The sequence below is a fragment of the Acidovorax sp. LjRoot66 genome, assembly GCF_964253305.1.
GTDB lineage: Bacteria > Pseudomonadota > Gammaproteobacteria > Burkholderiales > Burkholderiaceae_C > Acidovorax.
Genome location: NZ_CAXUQU020000001.1, coordinates 2,737,272 through 2,754,406, shown reverse-complemented (window position 1 = coordinate 2,754,406; position 17,135 = coordinate 2,737,272). Strand labels below are relative to the sequence as shown.

18 protein-coding genes are annotated in these 17,135 nt (G+C 68.7%); 11 read left to right on the top strand and 7 right to left on the bottom strand.

The features are described 5' to 3' along the window. Window positions 1–29 precede the first annotated feature (29 nt). Window positions 30–983, bottom strand: a complete 954-nt coding sequence (locus ACSQ3Y_RS12720; RefSeq protein ID WP_436177498.1) for a LysR family transcriptional regulator — start codon at window positions 981–983, stop codon at window positions 30–32. A 110-nt stretch (window positions 984–1,093) separates the two neighbouring features. On the opposite strand from ACSQ3Y_RS12720, the gene pdxA reads away from it, so the two are divergent. Further along, window positions 1,094–2,878 carry a 4-hydroxythreonine-4-phosphate dehydrogenase PdxA gene (gene pdxA, locus ACSQ3Y_RS12715; RefSeq protein WP_436177497.1) on the top strand — a complete coding sequence of 595 codons (1,785 nt, stop codon included), beginning with the start codon at window positions 1,094–1,096 and terminating at the stop codon, window positions 2,876–2,878. Window positions 2,879–3,014: 136 nt separating this feature from the next. Further along, window positions 3,015–3,389: a DUF6463 family protein gene (locus tag ACSQ3Y_RS12710; RefSeq protein WP_057204180.1), complete on the top strand. Its 375-nt coding sequence runs from the start codon at window positions 3,015–3,017 to the stop codon at window positions 3,387–3,389. 64 nt (window positions 3,390–3,453) lie between these two features. Here ACSQ3Y_RS12710 and ACSQ3Y_RS12705 read toward each other — a convergent pair whose 3' ends face one another. Further along, window positions 3,454–3,927 (bottom strand): MarR family winged helix-turn-helix transcriptional regulator, encoded by a 474-nt coding sequence (locus tag ACSQ3Y_RS12705; RefSeq protein ID WP_436177496.1) that lies wholly within the window; start codon window positions 3,925–3,927, stop codon window positions 3,454–3,456. Window positions 3,928–4,000: 73 nt separating this feature from the next. Here ACSQ3Y_RS12705 and ACSQ3Y_RS12700 point away from each other — a divergent pair, with 73 nt between their 5' ends. After that, a complete protein-coding gene (locus ACSQ3Y_RS12700; RefSeq protein WP_436177495.1) occupies window positions 4,001–4,927 on the top strand; it encodes a haloalkane dehalogenase in 927 nt (308 codons plus the stop codon). Here the strand turns inward: ACSQ3Y_RS12700 and ACSQ3Y_RS12695 are convergent. Then, on the bottom strand, window positions 4,878–5,855 hold the full coding sequence (locus ACSQ3Y_RS12695; protein ID WP_436177494.1) for a Bug family tripartite tricarboxylate transporter substrate binding protein: 978 nt from the start codon (window positions 5,853–5,855) through the stop codon (window positions 4,878–4,880). The genes ACSQ3Y_RS12700 and ACSQ3Y_RS12695 overlap by 50 nt on opposite strands. Before the next feature lie 160 nt (window positions 5,856–6,015). On the opposite strand from ACSQ3Y_RS12695, the gene serB reads away from it, so the two are divergent. Continuing rightward, a complete protein-coding gene (gene serB, locus ACSQ3Y_RS12690; RefSeq protein ID WP_436177493.1) occupies window positions 6,016–6,729 on the top strand; it encodes a phosphoserine phosphatase SerB in 714 nt (237 codons plus the stop codon). Between the two features lie 144 nt (window positions 6,730–6,873). After that, a complete protein-coding gene (locus ACSQ3Y_RS12685) occupies window positions 6,874–7,455 on the top strand; it encodes a redoxin domain-containing protein (protein ID WP_436177492.1) in 582 nt (193 codons plus the stop codon). Window positions 7,456–7,481: 26 nt separating this feature from the next. Here the strand turns inward: ACSQ3Y_RS12685 and ACSQ3Y_RS12680 are convergent, their stop codons facing one another. Together ACSQ3Y_RS12680 and ACSQ3Y_RS12675 are read right to left on the bottom strand one after the other, a co-directional pair. Then, complete coding sequence (locus ACSQ3Y_RS12680) at window positions 7,482–8,135, bottom strand: lysophospholipid acyltransferase family protein (protein ID WP_057204175.1); 654 nt, start codon at window positions 8,133–8,135, stop codon at window positions 7,482–7,484. A gap of 411 nt (window positions 8,136–8,546) precedes the next feature. Continuing rightward, window positions 8,547–9,197: an NAD(P)H-dependent oxidoreductase gene (locus ACSQ3Y_RS12675; RefSeq protein WP_436177491.1), complete on the bottom strand. Its 651-nt coding sequence runs from the start codon at window positions 9,195–9,197 to the stop codon at window positions 8,547–8,549. A gap of 92 nt (window positions 9,198–9,289) precedes the next feature. Between ACSQ3Y_RS12675 and ACSQ3Y_RS12670 the strand changes: the two genes are divergently transcribed. Both ACSQ3Y_RS12670 and ACSQ3Y_RS12665 read left to right on the top strand, forming a co-directional pair. After that, entirely contained in the window at window positions 9,290–10,219 is a 930-nt protein-coding gene (locus tag ACSQ3Y_RS12670) for a LysR substrate-binding domain-containing protein (RefSeq protein ID WP_436177490.1), read from the top strand. Between the two features lie 100 nt (window positions 10,220–10,319). Beyond that, on the top strand, window positions 10,320–10,862 hold the full coding sequence (locus tag ACSQ3Y_RS12665; RefSeq protein ID WP_428001616.1) for a 2'-5' RNA ligase family protein: 543 nt from the start codon (window positions 10,320–10,322) through the stop codon (window positions 10,860–10,862). Here ACSQ3Y_RS12665 and prpR read toward each other — a convergent pair. Continuing rightward, a complete protein-coding gene (gene prpR, locus ACSQ3Y_RS12660; protein ID WP_436177489.1) occupies window positions 10,859–12,826 on the bottom strand; it encodes a propionate catabolism operon regulatory protein PrpR in 1,968 nt (655 codons plus the stop codon). The genes ACSQ3Y_RS12665 and prpR overlap by 4 nt on opposite strands. A gap of 225 nt (window positions 12,827–13,051) precedes the next feature. On the opposite strand from prpR, the gene ACSQ3Y_RS12655 reads away from it, so the two are divergent. The 4 genes from ACSQ3Y_RS12655 to ACSQ3Y_RS12640 all read left to right on the top strand — a co-directional run bounded on the left by ACSQ3Y_RS12655 (window position 13,052) and on the right by ACSQ3Y_RS12640 (window position 16,421). Beyond that, complete coding sequence (locus tag ACSQ3Y_RS12655) at window positions 13,052–14,014, top strand: Bug family tripartite tricarboxylate transporter substrate binding protein (RefSeq protein WP_436180117.1); 963 nt, start codon at window positions 13,052–13,054, stop codon at window positions 14,012–14,014. Between the two features lie 67 nt (window positions 14,015–14,081). After that, on the top strand, window positions 14,082–14,942 hold the full coding sequence (locus ACSQ3Y_RS12650; protein WP_436177488.1) for an isocitrate lyase/PEP mutase family protein: 861 nt from the start codon (window positions 14,082–14,084) through the stop codon (window positions 14,940–14,942). 290 nt (window positions 14,943–15,232) lie between these two features. Beyond that, a complete protein-coding gene (gene ytfE, locus ACSQ3Y_RS12645) occupies window positions 15,233–15,985 on the top strand; it encodes an iron-sulfur cluster repair protein YtfE (RefSeq protein WP_436177487.1) in 753 nt (250 codons plus the stop codon). Between the two features lie 13 nt (window positions 15,986–15,998). Next, window positions 15,999–16,421, top strand: a complete 423-nt coding sequence (locus ACSQ3Y_RS12640; protein WP_436177486.1) for a group III truncated hemoglobin — start codon at window positions 15,999–16,001, stop codon at window positions 16,419–16,421. A 16-nt stretch (window positions 16,422–16,437) separates the two neighbouring features. Here the strand turns inward: ACSQ3Y_RS12640 and ACSQ3Y_RS12635 are convergent, their stop codons facing one another. Beyond that, window positions 16,438–17,076 (bottom strand): hypothetical protein, encoded by a 639-nt coding sequence (locus ACSQ3Y_RS12635; RefSeq protein WP_436177485.1) that lies wholly within the window; start codon window positions 17,074–17,076, stop codon window positions 16,438–16,440. Window positions 17,077–17,135 lie beyond the last annotated feature (59 nt).

Sequence of the window (17,135 nt, the reverse complement as noted above, 5' to 3'; positions counted from 1 at the left end):
CAGGAATCATATGCGCCCTGCGGCGCGGGCTAGGCCCTCCTTTTGGGGGAGCGTGGCCGCTTTTCCACAGGGGGTGGAGGTGGTGGCACCAGACCTTCGCAGGCTGCACGCAGCCACGCCAGCACGGTGTTGAAGGCATCACCATCGTCCGCGGCCGCGCGCGGCGCCATGAGCTGGTAACAGCTGCCATCGGCCACAAAACCGCGCGGCGCGCACAGCACGCCGCTGGCCAGGTCGTCGGCCACCAGGGCCAGCGGGCCGATGGCCACGCCGGCACCGGCCACGGCGGCCTGCAGGCTTTGGTAGAAGTGCTCGAAGCGGATGGCGCGCGTGGGCTGCAGCGGCGTGCTGGCCAACGCAGCCCAGCTCTCCCACGCACCCGGCCGCGTGGCGGTGTGCAGCAGCACGCCCTGCAGGGCAGCGCCTTGCTGCGGCCCGAGGGTGGCGGCCACATCGGGGCGGCACACGGGGCCGATGTGCTCGTGCACAAAGGGCTCGGCCACCACATCGTCAGCCAGCGCAAAGTCGTTGCGGCGAATGGCCAGGTCGATGCCGTCGCGCTCAAAGTGCACCACGCCCCCAGCCGACACCAGGCGCAGCTCGCGCTCGCCCCCCACGGCGGCCTGCAACTGCCCCAGCCGCGGGATGAGCCAGCGGATCAGCAAGGTGGGCTCGCACGACAGCACCAGCGGCCGGCCCGGCCCCGCCGTGCGGCGCGCACGGGCCAGGGCCGCGCGCAGGCGGTCCAGCGCGCCGGCCACATCCTCGGCCAGCACCTGGGCGGTGGGCGTGGGCACCACGGCGCGGCTGCTGCGCTGGAACAGGTCAAAGCCAAGCTCGCCCTCCAGCTCGCGCACGGCGCGGCTCACGGCCCCGTCGGTCAGGTGCAGCTCGCGCGCGGCGCGCGACACGCTGCCATGGCGCACCGTGGCCTCGAAAGCGCGCAGGGCGGACAGCGGGGGCAGGCGGGTGTCTGGGGGCATGGCGGGATGATTGAGTTTGGCTCAATCATGCATGAGATCAAATCGGTTTTCTTAGAACGCCTACCCAGGCACAGTCTCGGCATTGCATTGATCAAACCTCAACAATCCCGATGACAGCTGCGACAACGACTCACCCCCTGCCCCTGGCCATCACCATGGGCGACCCGGCGGGCATAGGCCCCGAGATCATTGCCAAGTGGGCGATGGGGGCACTGGCGGGCAAGCGCCACGTGCAGCCCTTTGTCGTTCTGGGCGACATGGGCGCCCTGCAGCGCGCGGCAGCCATGGTGGGCGCACCGCTGCAGTTGCGTGCCGTGGGCGGTGACCTGCATGGCGTGCACGAGGCCCTGCAACAAGGCGCCCTGCCCGTGCTGCAGGCCTGCGCACCGCTGCCCGCCGACTTGCCCATGGGCCGGGTGGACGCACGTGCCGGCGCCGCCGCCCATGCCTGCGTGCAGCGCGCCATCGACCTGGCGCTGGCGGGCCGGGTCGCCGGCATCGTGACCGCGCCGCTGCACAAGGAGGCGCTGCGCGCCGCCGGCGTGCGCCACCCCGGCCACACCGAGATGCTGGCCGAGCGGGCAGGCACCACCGATTTCGCGATGATGCTAGCCAATGGCGAGCTGCGGGTGCTGCTGGTGTCCATCCACCTCTCGCTGCGCGATGCGATTGCCGCCGTCACGCCCGAGAATGAACTGCGCGCCATACGCCTGGCGCACCGTGCCTGCCGCGCCTATGGCATTGCATACCCGCGCGTGGCGGTGGCGGGGCTCAACCCGCATGCGGGCGAAGGCGGGCTGTTCGGCCATGAAGACCGCGACATCATCGCCCCGGCCATTGCGGCGGCGCGCGCCGAGGGCATGGACGCCACGGGCCCCTGGCCGGGGGACACGGTGTTCATGCGTGCGCGCCAGGGTGCGTTCGACATCGTGGTGGCGCAGTACCACGATCAGGGCCTGATCCCCGTGAAGTACCTGGGCGTGGACCAGGGCGTGAACATCACCGTGGGCCTGCCCTTTGTGCGGACCTCGGTGGACCACGGCACGGCCTTCGACATCGCGGGCACGGGCCGGGCCGATGCGGCCAGCCTGGGGCATGCGGTAGAGCAGGCGGAGGCCATGGCCGTGGCCTCTTCCATGCAGCCGGCCATGGTGGCGACCACGCAGGTCCAACCACCACCTGCCCTTCCATTGCCGGAATTCATCTTCATGCTGACCCGGCACGACAAGACCATTACCGACGCCCTGGAGCAGTTGCCGGCGGTGCTGGCCGCCGGGGTACGGCACATCGGCTTCAAGGACATCGGCCTGCCCTGGGCCGCGCTGCAGCGCCTGGCCGATGCCATCCGCGCGGCCGGCGCGGTGAGCTACCTGGAGGTGGTGAGCCAGGACGCGGCGAGTGAGCTCGCATCGGCCCGCGCCGCCGGGGCGCTGGGGGTGGACGTGCTGATGGGCGGCACCCGGCCCGAGGCGGTGCTGCCGTTGCTGCGCAGCACCCCCATCCGCTACTACCCGTTTGCCGGCCAGGTGGTGGGGCACCCCAGTGTGCTGCAGGGAACGGTGGCGGACGTGGTGGCCAGCGCGCGCCGCATTGCCGCGCTGGAGGGCGTGCACGGGCTGGACCTGCTGGCCTACCGGTTTGAGGGTGACTCTGCGGACGTGCCCGCGCTCATAGCCGCCGTGTGCGCGGCGGTGGGCAAACCAGTGGTGGTGGCCGGGTCCATCGACCGGGCCGAGCGCATCGCAGCCGTGGTGGCAGGCCGGGCGGCAGGCTTTACCGTGGGCACGGCAGCGCTCGACGGCACCTTTGAAGCCACAGGCTTGGGACCGCATGGGCTGACAGGGCAGCTGCGCGCCATCCAGACCGTGCTGCACGATGCAGCGGCGCAAGCCTGAGGCAGGCCGCCCAGGCGCACATGGCGCAACCAAGGCAGTTCGCACTACAATAAGAAAATGCTATTTTAAAAATTGAATTTATTTTAATTTAAACAATAGTTATTCTTGAAAATTTGCATTTGAAAGGCACGACCCCATGACCCTCAACTGGAAGACCGCCGCCGCCGGTGCCTTGCTCGCCTTGGGCGTCCTGCATATCGTGATGGGCTTGGTAAGGTTCAAACAGCCGTTCCTGGCGGCACTGTCCGACGGACTGCTGGACGCATTCAAGACCGACGACAGCCGTCGCCTCGCGTTGTGGTTCACCCTGTTGGGGCCGGTGCTGATGCTGTGTGGCCACCTCGCGCTGCGGGCCGCCGCCAGCGGGGATGTGCACACCCTGGGACTGATGGGCGTGTACCTGCTGGTTGCCGCGTTGGTGGGTATCGTGGCCTTCCCGGCATCGCCCCTGTGGGCGTTGCTCGTGGTCGCAGGGGTGTTGTTCGCGACGGGGCAACGCTGGCTTGCGTGATCGCCATGCCGTGGCGATTTCCCGCAGAAGGGGAGGCTGGGCTGTAGCGGAGCTTCGGTGGGTTTCAAGCAGCGCCGCGCCGCTCGACGCTGGCCAGCAGGCCACCCAAAGCGAGCTTGAGGGCATCGAGTTCGCCCGCGCCGATCAACCCCGCCCACTGCCCCTCGATGCGGCTACCAGCCGCCATGGCCAGCGGCCGGATCTGCTGCCCCCGCGCGGTGAGGAACACCAGGCGTGAGCGCTTGTCGGTGGGGCTGGGCCGGCGCTCCACATAGCCGAGCTTTTCCAGCTCGTCCACCGTCTGCGCCATGGACTGCTTGCGCACGTGCGCGCGCAGCGTGAGTTCGCTCACCGGCATGCCCTCCGGCGGGACAAAGGTGAACACACTGGCATGCGCCGCGCGCACGTCGCCAAAGCCGGCCTCGGCCAGGGCCTCGTCCACCGCGCCCGCGAACTGCTGGTGCAGCAGGCGCAGCAGCACGCCCAGCGAGCCGGGGGTGGCGACGGTGGCAGTTGCGGAGGGTGTCGATGGGTTCATGGCAATATTTGACAGGTGCCTGTCTATTTCAATAAACTAGACAGGTACCTTACCACTTTTACAGAAATTCCCCATGCCCACGGTTTTCGTTCTCGATTCGCAGATGCACTACGAAGACACCGGCGCCCCTGCGGGGAGTGCTGGCCCGACCTGGGTCTTCCTGCACGGCAACCCCGCCTCGTCGCACCTGTGGCGCAAGGTGCTGCCACGCACGCAGGTGCTGGGCCGCTGCCTGGCGCCCGACCTGATCGGCATGGGGCAATCCGGCAAGCCGGACATCGTGTACAGCTACGACGATCATGCGCGCTACCTCGCGGCGTGTTTCGACGCGCTGGACCTACAGGAAGTCGTGCTCGTGGGCATCGACTGGGGTGCGTCGCTCGCCTTCGACTGGGCGCGCAGGCATGCACACCGGGTGCGCGGCATCGCCTTCATGGAGACCATCGTGAAGCCCATGTCCTGGGCGGACTTCCCTGCAGCGGCGCGGCCGCGCTTCGAGGCGTTTCGCACGCCGGGCCTGGGGGAGCAGTTGGTCATGGAGTTGAACCAGTTCCTCGCCGGGTCGCTCACGGCCACGGTGCTCACGCCCCTGTCTGCGGCCGACCGCGCGGTGTACGAGGCGCCCTACCCCACGCCCGCAAGCCGGCGCCCGCTGCTGGCCTGGCCGCGCGCCATGCCGCTCGAAGGCTCGCCCGCCGACGTGGTTGAGCGGGTGCAGGCCTATGGCGCCTGGCTGGCCGGCTCGACCGATGTGCCCAAGCTGCTGCTCACCTTTACCGGGTCGCCCACGCTGATGATCGGCCCGGCCATGGAGGCCTGGTGCCGTGAGCACATTGCCAGCCTGGAAGTACAGGCCTGCGGCGATGCCGGCCACATGGCACCCGAAGACCAGCCTGGGCGCATTGCCGATGCGCTGGCGGCATGGGCAGGCACCGCCCTGTTGCCTGCTGCTATTGCTTCTGGATCCCGGCCTGCTGGATCACATCGCCCCAGCGCTTGATCTCGCGCGCAAAGAAGTCGGCCTGCGCCTGGGGTGTGCCGCCGCTGGCCTGCACACCGAGCTGCAACAGCCGCGCCTTGACCTCGGGCGTGTTGAGCGCGGCGTTGGTGTCCTTGTTCAGCCGCGCGATCACGTCGGGCGGCGTGCCGGCCGGAGCGGCAAAGGCGTTCCACGAGGCCACGTTGAACTGGGGCGCGCCGCTCTCGGCCACGGTGGGGACGTTGGGCAACGCGGTCGAACGCTTCTCGCCCATCACGGCCAGGGCATGGAGCGTGTTGCCCGAGATCTGCGCCAGCACCGGCGCCAGAATCTCAACGCCCGCATCCACCTGCTCGCCCAGCAGCGCGCTGACCACGGCCGAGGTGCTGTTGAACGGCACGATGGTCACATCGATGCCCAGGCTGCGCTTGAACAGCTCGGCCGCCAGGTGCTGGGTGCTGCCGATGTTGATGGTGCCGATGTTGAGCTTGCCGGGGTTGGCCCTGGCATAGGCCAGCAGCGCGGCGATGTCCTTGAAGCGCGACTTGCCACCCGTGACCAGGGCGATGTCGAAGGTGCCCAGCATGGACACCGGGGTGAAGCTCTTGACCGGGTCGAACGGCAGGCTCTTGAACAGGCCCGCGCTCACCGCGTTGCCGTTGGACATGAGCAGCAGCGTGCGGCCATCAGGCGCCGCCTTGGCCACGGCGTCTGCCGCAACGATGCCGCCCGCGCCGGGCTTGTTGTCCACCACGATGCTCTGGCCCGTGGCCTCGGTCATCTTCTGCGCCACGGTGCGCGCCGTGAGGTCGGCCACGCCGCCGGGGCCGAAGGGCACAACCAGGCGGATGGGGCGCTTGTCGGCAGGTTGCGCGGCCACGCCCGTGCCTGCCATGGCCGCGGCCAGCAGCAGAAAGGCCCGGCGCTCAGGGATCAAAGGAAAAGTCATGCATTGCACTATGACAAAAACAGGATTGTCCTACCACCCGGCCCCTGCACTGGGAGCTATGCCCTGTCGGCATGGGCGCCCGGATTCCTCAGGCCGCCACGGGACACCTGCGCGGGCGATACCATTGGGGCTTCCGATCCCCGCATTCGCCCCTTTCCCCATGAAAAACGCCACCGAATTCGCCCCCGGCCTTGTTGTCCAGGGCATAGACGCCCCGCTGTCCCTGTCGAGCTACAAGCTGATTGCCTTCGACATGGACTCCACCCTGATCAACATCGAGTGCGTGGACGAGATCGCCGACGCCGCCGGCCGCAAGGCCGAGGTGGCCGCCATCACCGAGGCGGCCATGCAGGGCATCATCACCGACTACAAGGAAAGCCTGCGCCAGCGCGTGGCCCTGCTCAAGGGCGTGACCGTGGCGCACATGGAGCAGGTGTTCAGCGAGCGCCTGCGCTTCAACCCGGGCGCCAAGGAACTGGTCAGCGCGGCCAAGGCCGCAGGCCTGACCACCTTGCTGGTCTCGGGCGGCTTCACCTTCTTTGCCGACCGTGTGAAGGAGGGCCTGGGCATTGATTTCGCGCGCTCCAACATGCTGGAGGTGGACAACGGCCTGCTCACCGGCCGCATGGTGGACCAGGCCTGGGGCGACATCTGCGACGGTGCCGAAAAGCGCCGCACGCTGCTCGAAGTGGCCTCGCTCATGGGCATCGACCCATCGCAGGCGATCGCCGTGGGCGACGGCGCCAACGACCTGCCCATGATGGGTGCGGCCGGCCTCTCGGTGGCATACCACGCCAAGCCCGCCGTGCGCGCGCAGGCCAAGGTGGCCATCAACGAAGGTGGTCTCGACCGCCTATTGGAAGTGTTGCGCTGATCGCCACTCAAAAAGCTCTTCTGGCGTCGTTGCTCCGTCTTGCCGTACTGGCGTACTGTCTGCGACGGAACGCCTAGCCAGAACCGCTGCGCTGAGCTTTGTGAGCGGCTCGACAGTGATCGAACCATCAACCAAAAGACATTGATGCAGCCCACCACCGGTATTCGCGCACTGCCCTTTCGCGCCTGGCAATCGCTGCGCCGGGGCTGGCGTCAGCACCTGGGCACTTTGCTGCTGGCCGTGCTGGTGGTGGCCGGCGTGGATGCCTGGCGCACGCGCGACCTGCCGAGCGGGCCGGCGCCCGATGCTGCCATCACCCTGGCCGATGGCACCACCACAACGCTGGACCAATGGCGCGCAATGCACCCTGGCCGCGCCGTGGCCCTGCATTTCTGGGCCGACTGGTGCCCGGTGTGCAAGATCGAAGAGCCCTCCGTTGCGGCCCTCTCGGCCGACTGGCCGGTGCTGGGCATTGCCATGCAGTCCGGCCCCGCCGCGCGCGTGGCCCAGGTGCAGCGCCAGCGCGGCATGCCCTGGCCTACTGCGGTCGACCCGCAGGCAGAACTGTCACGCGCCTGGGGTGTGCGCGTGGTACCGGCGCTGGTGGTGGTGGATGCGCAGGGCCAGGTGCGCTTTGCCACGACGGGCTACACGCCCGGCTGGGGCATGCGCTGGCGGCTGTGGTGGGCGCAGGTGCTGCCGCGCTGGAGCGCCTTGGCGGGCTGAACGCTGCAGAACAGGCGCGCAGCGGTTCAGGTAGGACGCTGCTCGGCCACGCGTTTCATCGCCTCGTCCATGGCCACCGTCAGCGCCAGCGCCGACTCCTTGTTCGCCGTGGCATCGGGCGGCAGCACGATGGGCGGCCCGAAGGTGATGCGGATGCGCGGGCGGGTGAAGAAGTGGCTGGCGCGGATCTCGCCCGGCCCGTCGAAGTGCGCGGGCACGATCTGGCCCTTGGCGCGCAGCGCAATGGTGGCCGCGCCGCGCTTGGCCTCGGGGTTCTCGGCATTGCGCGTGCCCCCCGGGAAGATCAGCACCAACTGGCCCGCCTGCACCAGCGAGACCACCTGGCGGATGGTGGCGGTCGAGGGGCTGCCCCGGTCCACCGGGAAGCCGCCGCCCGAGCTGACGAACCAGGCACCCAGCTTTGTCTCGAATAGCTCCTTCTTGGCCATCTGGTGCAGCTTGCGCGGCAAGGCGGCATAGCCCACCCACAGCGGGTCCGACCAGCCCACGTGGTTGCACACCACGATCTTGCCACCCGGCCCGTCCAGGTGCTCAGCCCCCGTCACCGTGACCCGGGCCACCCGGGACATGAGAACCCGCAGGATGCGAACGAAGAGGTTGGGCTTTTGCAAGGCGGGGGATGCAGCAGCGGAATCCGAAGAAGGTGTGGCGGTGGTCATTGACAGGAGTGGCGGTCGGGAAGGCGCATGGGCGGCGGCTGGTTGGGGGCTGCCTGCCATGGGAATGATAAGCCCGTGTGACAGCCCAACCTGGGGGAATCCCTTAAGGACCCTCTGCATAAACCTCGCGGATCGGTGGTAGCGCGGATCGGGATGGGCCGCAAGGCATCTTCTTGCAGCCAATAGCAGGGCTATTGGCAAGAGAAGCAACGCAGCGGACCGCCCGAGGCCGCGCTGCCAACGGCCGCAGGGATTTGTGCAGAGGGTCCTTTCACTACCCGTGCCAACTGCAACGCGATGTGCATTGGCTACCCGCATGGAAGGGGCGGAACTCATGCCGAGAGCGACTGACCGAAGGTGTCTTGGCTGCGGCTCTGGCGCAGCAGGTACCCCCACCGGCGCGCCAGGGCATCAGGCTGCAGCGCCCAGCAGTTCCTCGGCACATGCAATGCTGCCATGCTCCAGCGCACCCGCACCCGCACCTGCACCCCACGCCCGCAGCCGCGCCGCATAGCGCGCCGCCTCCCCCGCCAGTTCCGCTGCGCCCATTTTCCCGGCCCGGTACACCAGAAACGGCTCGGCCCAGGGCAGGCCGCAGCGGTGGGCCGTGGCGTGCAACGGGTGCAGCAGGTCGGCCAGCGGGAACAGGTTCTGGCCCGTGGGCGTGTACGCCTCGGGCACATTGCCTGCCGTGGCAGCCACCAGCAGGGGCGTGCCTTCCAGATGGCGCCCTTCGCTCGCGTAGGCCATGTAGTACATGCGGGTCAGCACCGCGTCCTGCCAGGCCTTGAGCAGGGGCGGGGTCGCATACCACTGCACGGGGAACTGCAGCACCACGCGGCGGGCGCTGAGCAGGCGGCGCACTTCGGCATCCACGTCGATGGCGCTGCCCTCGGGGTACAGGGCCGCCATGTCCACCACCTCCACACCAGGCAGTGCGGCGGCGGCATTGGCCAGCGCGCGGTTGGTGGCGGACTGGGCAAAGCGCGGGTGGAACAGCAGCACCAGGGTGTCGATGCTGCGGACGGGGGCAGTGGTGGTGGTGATGGTGGTATCGGTCATCAATGGCTCCTGTGGGTGGGTAGATGCCCCAAGGATGCGATCCGGACGACAATTAATCCAACGGATAATTCGTATATCAACTCATTGATTTCATGAATCTACGTGGCATAGACCTGAACCTGCTGGTGGTGCTGCAGGCCCTGCTGGACGAGGCCCATGTGACGCGCGCGGCCGAGCGGCTGGGCCTGTCGCAGCCGGCCATGTCGAACGCGCTGGAGCGCTGCCGCCACCTGTTCGGCGACCCGCTGCTCGAACGCGCCAAGGGCGGCATGCGCCTCACGCCCAAGGCCGAGGCCCTGCGCGAACCCCTGTCGCGCCTGCTGACCGATGCGGCGCGCGTGATCGACCCACACCCCCAGGTGGACCTGGCCACGCTGCGCCAGACGGTGCGCATCGTCATGGCCGACTACCCGGCCGTGATGGTGGTCGGCCCGCTGCACGCACGGCTGGCGGCGAGTGCGCCGGGCATCAACCTGGTGGTGGAGCCCTGGCACGGTGCGGCCGATGCGCTGGACGCCATGGCGCGCGGGCGGCTGGATTTGGCGGTGTCGGTCTTCCCGGCGGTGGAGGCGTCGTTCCACCGCGAGGAGCTGCTGCACGAGCAGTACGCCGTGTGCATGCGCGCCGGGCACCCCGCGGCGAAGGACTTCAACCTGGAGCGCTGGCTGCAGTACCCGCATGTACTGGTCTCGGGCCGGGGCGAGACGCGCGGCGCGCTGGACCAGGCGTTGCTGGCCTTGCAGCGCACACGCCGCGTGGGCGTGGTGGTGCCGAGCTTTCTGCTGGTGCCACCGCTGCTGGCCAGCTCGGACCTGATCGCCATGGTGCCGCGACGCTGTCTGCCGGTTGCTGGCGGGGTTGGCGTTGGTGGCGACAGCAGCCCGTTTGGCGGCCTGGCGGTGTTTGAGCCCCCTATCGCTATAGAAGGCTTTGCGCTGCACCTGGCCTGGCATGCGCGGCGGCAGCAGGATGCGGGGGTGCGGTTTGTGGCGGGGGTGGTGGGGGAGTTGTTGCGGGGGTGAGATATGACGGTTGATGTAAATCGTTGCGCGTGCTTCCGCTCCGCACGCAGGGCCGGTACGATGGGGCCCGCCACGACCGATCCTTTCATCGCCCCGCCGCATGGACACGCCGCACACGCCCCTCTACACAGTGGCCTACCTGGGCGTGGATGCATCGGCCCAGGCCTTCATCGACGGCGTTCGGCGCCAGCACGATCCGCAGGTGGACCTGGTGGCGCCGCATTTCACGCTGGTGTTCGGCTGCTCGGCCGTACCTGAAGCGGCCTACCTGGCGCATGTGGCGGCCATCTCAAGGCATGCGCAGCCCATCCGCTTCCATTGCCGCCACGCCATGCTGCACGCGGGCGGGCCCGATGCCGGCGCCTACGTGTTCCTGGTGCCCGACGAGGGCAACAGCGCCATCGCGCGGCTGCACGACAGGCTCTACACCGGCGTCCTGGCCCCGCACTTGCTGTTGGAGATTCCCTATATTCCACACATCACGATCGCGTCCACAAGCGACATCGCGGCGGCGAAGGCCCTGTGCGACGGGCTCAACCAAGCAGGCGTCGACATCGCTGGCCAGTTGCAGTCCCTGACCGTGGGCGCAGTGAGGGACGGCCGCTTGCAGGCCATTGCACAGCACCCGCTGGGCGGACTTTAAGGCGTTGAATTTTCCTCACGCAACCGCCGCCACAGCGTCGAGCGGCTGATGCCCAGGATGGCGCAGGCCTGGCCCTGGTCGCCCTGCACCGACTGCAGCACCTCGCGCACGCGCTGGCGCTCCGCAGCCACGCGTGCGCCCTTGAGCAGGCGTTCGCGCACGGGCACGGGGCGCTCCTGCGTGCATTCCGCAAACACTTCGAGCAACCGGGCGCGGTCCATCCGTCCACCCGGGGCCAGGTAGCCGTGGCAGGCGAGCAGGCGTTCCACCAGGTTCTCCAGCTCGCGCACGTTGCCGGGCCAGCCGTAGCCTGCAGCCAGCTCCAGCAGGGCGGCCAACCAGGCCGATGCCTGCGCTGCGGGCACGCCCGCTGCGGCGGCGCGGCGCGCCATCAGGCTGCTGGCCAGGGGGGCGATGTCGGAGCCGCGCTCGCGCAGGGGCGGCGTCTCGATGCGCAGCACCGCCAGGCGGTAGTACAGGTCACGCCGGAACAGGCCGCGCTCGACCTGCGCGGCCAGGTCGGCATGGGTGGCGGCGATCACGCGCAGGTCCACCGGCACGGCGGCGGTGGCGCCCAGGCGCAGCACCTCGCGCTCCTGCAGCACGCGCAGGAGCCGCGTCTGCAGCGCCAGCGGCATGTCGCCGATCTCGTCGAGGAACAAGGTGCCCGTGTGGGCCGCCTCGATCAGCCCGGTCTTGCCGCCGCGCCGAGCGCCGGTGAAGGAGCCTTCCTCGTAGCCGAACAGCTCGCTTTCGAGCAGGCTTTCACCCAGCGCGGCGCAGTTCACGGCCAGAAAGGGCTGGCTCGCGCGCCGGCTGGCGGTGTGGATGCCCTGGGCCACCAGCTCCTTGCCGGTGCCGCTTTCGCCGGTGATGAGCACCGTGGCATCGCTGGCCGCGCACTGCTGCGCCAGCTCGCGCACGCGCCGCGCCGCCGTGCTGGTGCCGGTAAAGGCCTCGATTCGGTAGCGCGCCGGCGCGCCGCGCTGGCGCTGGTTGGCGCGCAGGTGGCGGTCGGCGCGCTGGATGACGGCCGGGTCGCGGCACACCAGCAGCGCACCGGTGACCTCGCCGTTTTCGACGATGGGCGCACGCCGCACGACCAGGGTGCGCATGCCGATCTGCAGCACCTCCTCGGCCGGGGCATCGCGCATCAGCAGCGTGGCGCCCAGGTCCAGCACGGGCTCCACCTCGCTCAGCACGCGGCCGACCAGTTGTGCGACGGATGCGCCCAGCAGCTCGGCCATGGCAGGGTTCAGGGCCTCGATGCGCTGGCGCAGGTCCACGGCGACCACGCCGTCCTGCAACTGGCCGAGGATGGTGCCCAGCCGTTCGTGGCGCGAGCGCTCCGCACGGCTGTGGCGTGCCAGGTGCACGGCGTCCTGCAGCGCCTGGCGCACTGCGTCGTCCGAATACATCAGCACGCTGGCAATGCCGGCCTGCTCGGCCAGGTCGGCCACCAGCCCGGGGGCGACCACCGCCTCCACCCCGGCTGCGCGCAGGGCCTCTATGCAGGCCGGCCCGTCCTCAGGGTTGCGGTAGCTGAACTGCGCGATGCCCATGCCGAACAGCGCATCGAGCTGTGCCAGGTGCTCCGACGGCCCATCGAACGACACCAGGCCGACCCTGGGCGACAGAGCGCGCGCTGCGGCCAGCGCGCGCATGAGGTCGGAGCCCCGCACTTCCACCATTGCCACCGGTATGTCCAGGTGCTGGCGCAGCCATTCGCCGCTGGCCCCTGCCGCTACCACCGCGTCGACGGGGCTTTGCGCATGCAGGGCCCGCACGGCCACCACGGCATCGTCGAAGGCATGCGCCACCAGTTCGATCTGCGCCTGCGCAGCCACCTCCGGCACCAGCCGCGCCAGCACCCGGCCCAGCCGGTGGCGGGCCACGGCGACGATGCGCAGCGGGCGGACTGCGGCGGGCCCATGGGGCAAGCTGACGGGGTGGGAAAGATTCATTTCAATCAATTTTATTGATCCATTATTGAAACACAAATGAGATACACAACAATGCCAAGGCACCCTGCAGAGGAGAAAAATCCTTTCAAATCAATGACTTGAATTGCAACAAGGCCGTATCGGCCCGTTGGCACAGCGATTGCACAGACCCTGTTGCCATCGGTGCACCCCGTACCGCCATAAAACCAGGAGACACACTTGATGCACTTCCCCCGCCTTTCCTCCATGGCCTGCACGGCCGCCGCCGCGGCCACCGCAGTCGCCTGCATGCTCCCCCTGGCCGCACAGGCCCAGGCCTGGCCTGCCAAGACCATCCGCTTTGTGGTTCCGTTCTCGTCCGGTGGTGCCAACGACCTGCTGGCACGCGCGGCGGCAGAGGGCGCAGCCAAGGTGCTGGAGCAGTCCGTCATCATCGAAAACCGCCCCGGCGCGGGCGGCTCGCTCGGCGCCGAGCTGGTGGCCAGGAGCGCGCCCGACGGCTACACCTTCTTGATCAGCGCGGCCGGCGTCATCTCCAACAGCATGATCAAGAAGTCCCTGCCCTTCAAGGACGAGGACCTGGTGCCCGTGGTCATGATCGGGCTGGCGCCTTCGGTGGTTGTAGTACCCAAGTCGGCGCCGTACGACAACCTGCGCGACTTCGTCGAGGCGTCGAAGAAGGGCGCGGGCTTCAACTTCGCCACCGCCGGCACCGGCAGCACGCCCCACTTCGTGGCCGAGATGCTCAACGTGAAGTACGGCGCCAGGCTGCAGCCCATACCCTACAAGAGCGGCTCGGAGAGCACCACGGCCGTGCTGGGCGGGCAGGTGGATGGCACCTCCGAGGCCAGCATCATCGCGCTGCCGCACATCCGCGGCGACGGCAAGTTCAAGGCGCTGGCCACCACCTGGACGCAGCGCATCTCGGCCTACCCGCAGCTGTCCACCGCCGTCGAGCAAGGCTTTCCCGAGCTGCAGATCGCGCACTGGGCCGGCCTGCATGCGCCGCGCGGCACGCCCACCGACATCCTGGACAAGCTCGCCGCTGCCGTGGACAAAGCCATGCGCGAGCCCGCCACCGTGGCCAAGCTCAAGGGCATGGGCATCGAGCCCATCGGCGGCACGCGGGTGGAGTTCGTGAAGTTCGTCGACGCCGAGCGCAAGCGCCTGGGCGAGATCGTCAAGGCGGCGCAGATGCAGGAAAAGTGAGCACGCAGCCCTCACACGCACCACCGATCCACTGCCCGTCTGCTTTTCCGTTCTTTCCAGGCCACCCATGAATACCAAACAACAACTGCGCGCCCTGGTGCAGGCACGCCGCGGCGCCATCGTGCCGGGCGCCTTCAACGCACTCTCGGCCCGGGTCATTGAAGACCTGGGCTTCGAGGCCATCTACATCACCGGCGCCGGCGTCACCAACATGTGGTTCGGCCTGCCGGACCAGGGCTTCGTGGGACTGGCCGAGATGGCCGACCACACGGCGCGCATCCGCGACGCCGTGGGCCTGCCGCTGATCGTCGATGCCGACACCGGCTTTGGCAACGCGCTCAACGTGCGCCACACCGTGCGCACGCTGGAGCGCGCGGGCGCCGACTGCATCCAGTTCGAGGACCAGGTCGCGCCCAAGCGCTGCGGCCACTTCGCGGGCAAGGACGTGATCTCCACCGAAGAGGCCGTCAACAAGATCAAGGCAGCTGCCGATGCGCGGCAGGACGCCGACCTGCTGATCCTGGCGCGCACCGACGCCTGTGCGGTGCACGGCTTCGAGGCGGCGGTGGAGCGCGCGCAGCGCTTTGCCGAGGCAGGCGCCGACATCCTGTTCGTCGAAGCGGTGACCACCGCCGATGAAATCCGTGCGCTGCCGCAGCGCCTGGACCGCCCGCAGCTCATGAACATGGTGGTGGGCGGCAAGACGCCCATCTTCGGCGCTGAGGAGCTGGGCGGCATGGGCTATGGCCTCGTGCTCTATGCCAACGCAGCCCTGCAAGGCGCCGTGGCGGGCATGCAAAAGGCCCTCGGGGTGCTGCGCGACGACCGGCGCCTCGAAGAAGACCCCGCGCTGGTCGCCCCGTTCGCCGAGCGCCAGCGCCTGGTCGGCAAGCCGGCCTGGGACGCGCTGGAACGCCGCTATACCTGAGAGGCTGAAAATCTTTCGTCCATGCCCGCCTTGCACGCCAAAACACCCCGGCTCTTCGTTGCAAATGCTCGCCATAGCCCGAGCTATGGCTGTGCTTTGCGCCTAGATCCGAGGCGTTTTGGCGCGCACTTCGGACACGGCCAAAAAATTCCCAGCCTCTGAGCATCCCGGGCCCGGATGGCGCCTGGTTGAGACAGATCAAAGAGACCACCGGCACCATGGTCAAAATAAAGATTCATTTCAAATACCACTTAAAATAAACATATTGCATGAATCTTTAAAGGACCGCCATGAACGCCCGTGACCCTGCCTCCTTTGCCCACGCCCCTGCTGGCGCGCCCTTTGACCTGCATGCGCAGCAGCCAATCGGTCAGATCGCCGTGCAGCTGCCGGGCGCCACGGCGGTGTTCCGGCGCCTGAAGCTCGATTTCTGCTGCGGCGGCCAGGTGAGCCTGGCGCAGGCGGCGGCCGACAGGGGGCTGGATGCCGAGGCGGTGCTGGCTGAACTGGCGCAGCTGCAGCGCGGCGATGCCCTGCCCCAGGCGGGCGCCAGTGCGAATGCGCTCATCGACCTGATCATCGCGCGCTACCACGAGGTGCACCGCGCACAGCTGCCCGAGCTGGTGCGCATGGCGCGGCGCGTGGAGGCCGTGCACCGCAGCCACCCCGCCGTGCCCACGGGCCTGGCCGATGCGCTGGAGGCCATGCACTCAGAGCTGCTGGAGCACATGGGCAAGGAGGAAGCCGTGCTGTTCCCGCTGCTGCGCGCGGGCGGCAACCCCTTCGTGGGCATGCCCATCAGCGTGCTGCGCGCCGAGCATACCGACCACGGTGCGGCGCTTGAGCGCTTGAACGCATTGGCGCACGACACTATCCCGCCCGAGGATGCCTGCAACACCTGGCGCGCGCTGTATGCGGGCATTGCACAGCTGAATGACGACCTGATCAGCCACATCCACCTGGAGAACAATGTGCTGTTTCCGCCCTTCGAAGCGCAGGCGAGCGCGGCCGGCTGTGCCAGCACGCAATGCGGTTGCCACTGAGCAGGAGCCACCGATGACCGAGAAGGACTTTCTGGAGCCCGGCACCGAGAGCATGGCGCTGCTGGTGCACAGCTTCTATGCCGACGTGCGCGCCCACCCCTTGCTGGGCCCCGTGTTCGAGGCCGCGCTGCATGGCCGCTGGGACGCGCACCTGGCGCGGCTGGTGGACTTCTGGTGCACGGTGGCGCTGGGCGCGCGCAGCTTCAAGGGCGATGTGTTCGGCAAGCACATGGAGCTGACCGGCATCACGCCCGCGCATTTCGCGGCCTGGGTCGGGCTGTGGCAAGAGCACACGGGCCGCCTGTTCGCGCCCGCGTTCGCGCAGGAGTTGCAGGTGGCGGCGCATGGCATTGCGCGCAATCTGTTCCGGGGGTATTTCGGAGCGGCGCCGGCGTTTGTGGATGCGCGCGACAAGGATGCGGCGCCACACCCGTGACAGCTGTCGCGGTGGCCTACTCTTCTTGAGGCTGCACCGTCTGCAGGCCACGCTTGACCGCAGCCAGGGTCTTCTCTGGCACCAGTGCATCCGGCGAACCCAACTGGGCGGCCAGCAGCTCCCTGCGCAGCGCCAGCTCGGCCAGGGCCGAGGTCGCGCGGGCCACCGACGCCTTCATGGCGGCTTCGGCCTCGTCGCTCTGGCCGAAGACCGTCTCCATGTGCGCCAGCAGCGCCGGCCTGTCACTGTCTTTGGCGGCCTTCAGGTCGGTCACGGCCTTGGCGCCTTCGCGGTCCAGCGTGTCCGCGTGCAGCGCCTTGCGGCGGGCGTCGAGCAGGCTTTTCACCAGGTTCTGCGCCGCCCTCAGGTACGCCAGCGATGCGACCGCCAACTGGGGCCTGGCCAAGGTGTCAATGCGCTGGACTGCGGCGATGGCGCCATCCAGGGCCAGCGCGGCATCGTCCGCCTTGTTGAACAGCCCCGGCTCGGCCACCCCTTGAAAGTCTGCCAGCAACTCGGCCCCGGCGCCGGCACGGCTGCTGGCGCCCTGGACCAGCACGCTGACCGCTTCGACCGGCTTTTCGGACGCCAACGCCCCGCCCCAGGCGCCAGCCAGCGCCCACGCCATCGCCAGCGCCACCACGTTCTTACCCATGACCTCTCCCTTGTTGGAGCGGCGATCGTAGCGGACGCAAGCGCCTGCGGCAGGCGTGG

Excerpts from the sequence above, each read along its gene's own strand:
- ACSQ3Y_RS12720 (WP_436177498.1), bottom strand. The coding sequence starts at position 983 with ATGCCCCCAGACACCCGCCTGCCCCCGCTGTCCGCCCTGCGCGCTTTC.
- pdxA (WP_436177497.1), top strand. The coding sequence starts at position 1,094 with ATGACAGCTGCGACAACGACTCACCCCCTGCCCCTGGCCATCACCATG.
- ACSQ3Y_RS12710 (WP_057204180.1), top strand. The coding sequence starts at position 3,015 with ATGACCCTCAACTGGAAGACCGCCGCCGCCGGTGCCTTGCTCGCCTTG.
- ACSQ3Y_RS12705 (WP_436177496.1), bottom strand. The coding sequence starts at position 3,927 with ATGAACCCATCGACACCCTCCGCAACTGCCACCGTCGCCACCCCCGGC.
- ACSQ3Y_RS12700 (WP_436177495.1), top strand. The coding sequence starts at position 4,001 with ATGCCCACGGTTTTCGTTCTCGATTCGCAGATGCACTACGAAGACACC.
- ACSQ3Y_RS12695 (WP_436177494.1), bottom strand. The coding sequence starts at position 5,855 with ATGACTTTTCCTTTGATCCCTGAGCGCCGGGCCTTTCTGCTGCTGGCC.
- serB (WP_436177493.1), top strand. The coding sequence starts at position 6,016 with ATGAAAAACGCCACCGAATTCGCCCCCGGCCTTGTTGTCCAGGGCATA.
- ACSQ3Y_RS12685 (WP_436177492.1), top strand. The coding sequence starts at position 6,874 with ATGCAGCCCACCACCGGTATTCGCGCACTGCCCTTTCGCGCCTGGCAA.
- ACSQ3Y_RS12680 (WP_057204175.1), bottom strand. The coding sequence starts at position 8,135 with ATGACCACCGCCACACCTTCTTCGGATTCCGCTGCTGCATCCCCCGCC.
- ACSQ3Y_RS12675 (WP_436177491.1), bottom strand. The coding sequence starts at position 9,197 with ATGACCGATACCACCATCACCACCACCACTGCCCCCGTCCGCAGCATC.
- ACSQ3Y_RS12670 (WP_436177490.1), top strand. The coding sequence starts at position 9,290 with ATGAATCTACGTGGCATAGACCTGAACCTGCTGGTGGTGCTGCAGGCC.
- ACSQ3Y_RS12665 (WP_428001616.1), top strand. The coding sequence starts at position 10,320 with ATGGACACGCCGCACACGCCCCTCTACACAGTGGCCTACCTGGGCGTG.
- prpR (WP_436177489.1), bottom strand. The coding sequence starts at position 12,826 with ATGAATCTTTCCCACCCCGTCAGCTTGCCCCATGGGCCCGCCGCAGTC.
- ACSQ3Y_RS12655 (WP_436180117.1), top strand. The coding sequence starts at position 13,052 with ATGGCCTGCACGGCCGCCGCCGCGGCCACCGCAGTCGCCTGCATGCTC.
- ACSQ3Y_RS12650 (WP_436177488.1), top strand. The coding sequence starts at position 14,082 with ATGAATACCAAACAACAACTGCGCGCCCTGGTGCAGGCACGCCGCGGC.
- ytfE (WP_436177487.1), top strand. The coding sequence starts at position 15,233 with ATGAACGCCCGTGACCCTGCCTCCTTTGCCCACGCCCCTGCTGGCGCG.
- ACSQ3Y_RS12640 (WP_436177486.1), top strand. The coding sequence starts at position 15,999 with ATGACCGAGAAGGACTTTCTGGAGCCCGGCACCGAGAGCATGGCGCTG.
- ACSQ3Y_RS12635 (WP_436177485.1), bottom strand. The coding sequence starts at position 17,076 with ATGGGTAAGAACGTGGTGGCGCTGGCGATGGCGTGGGCGCTGGCTGGC.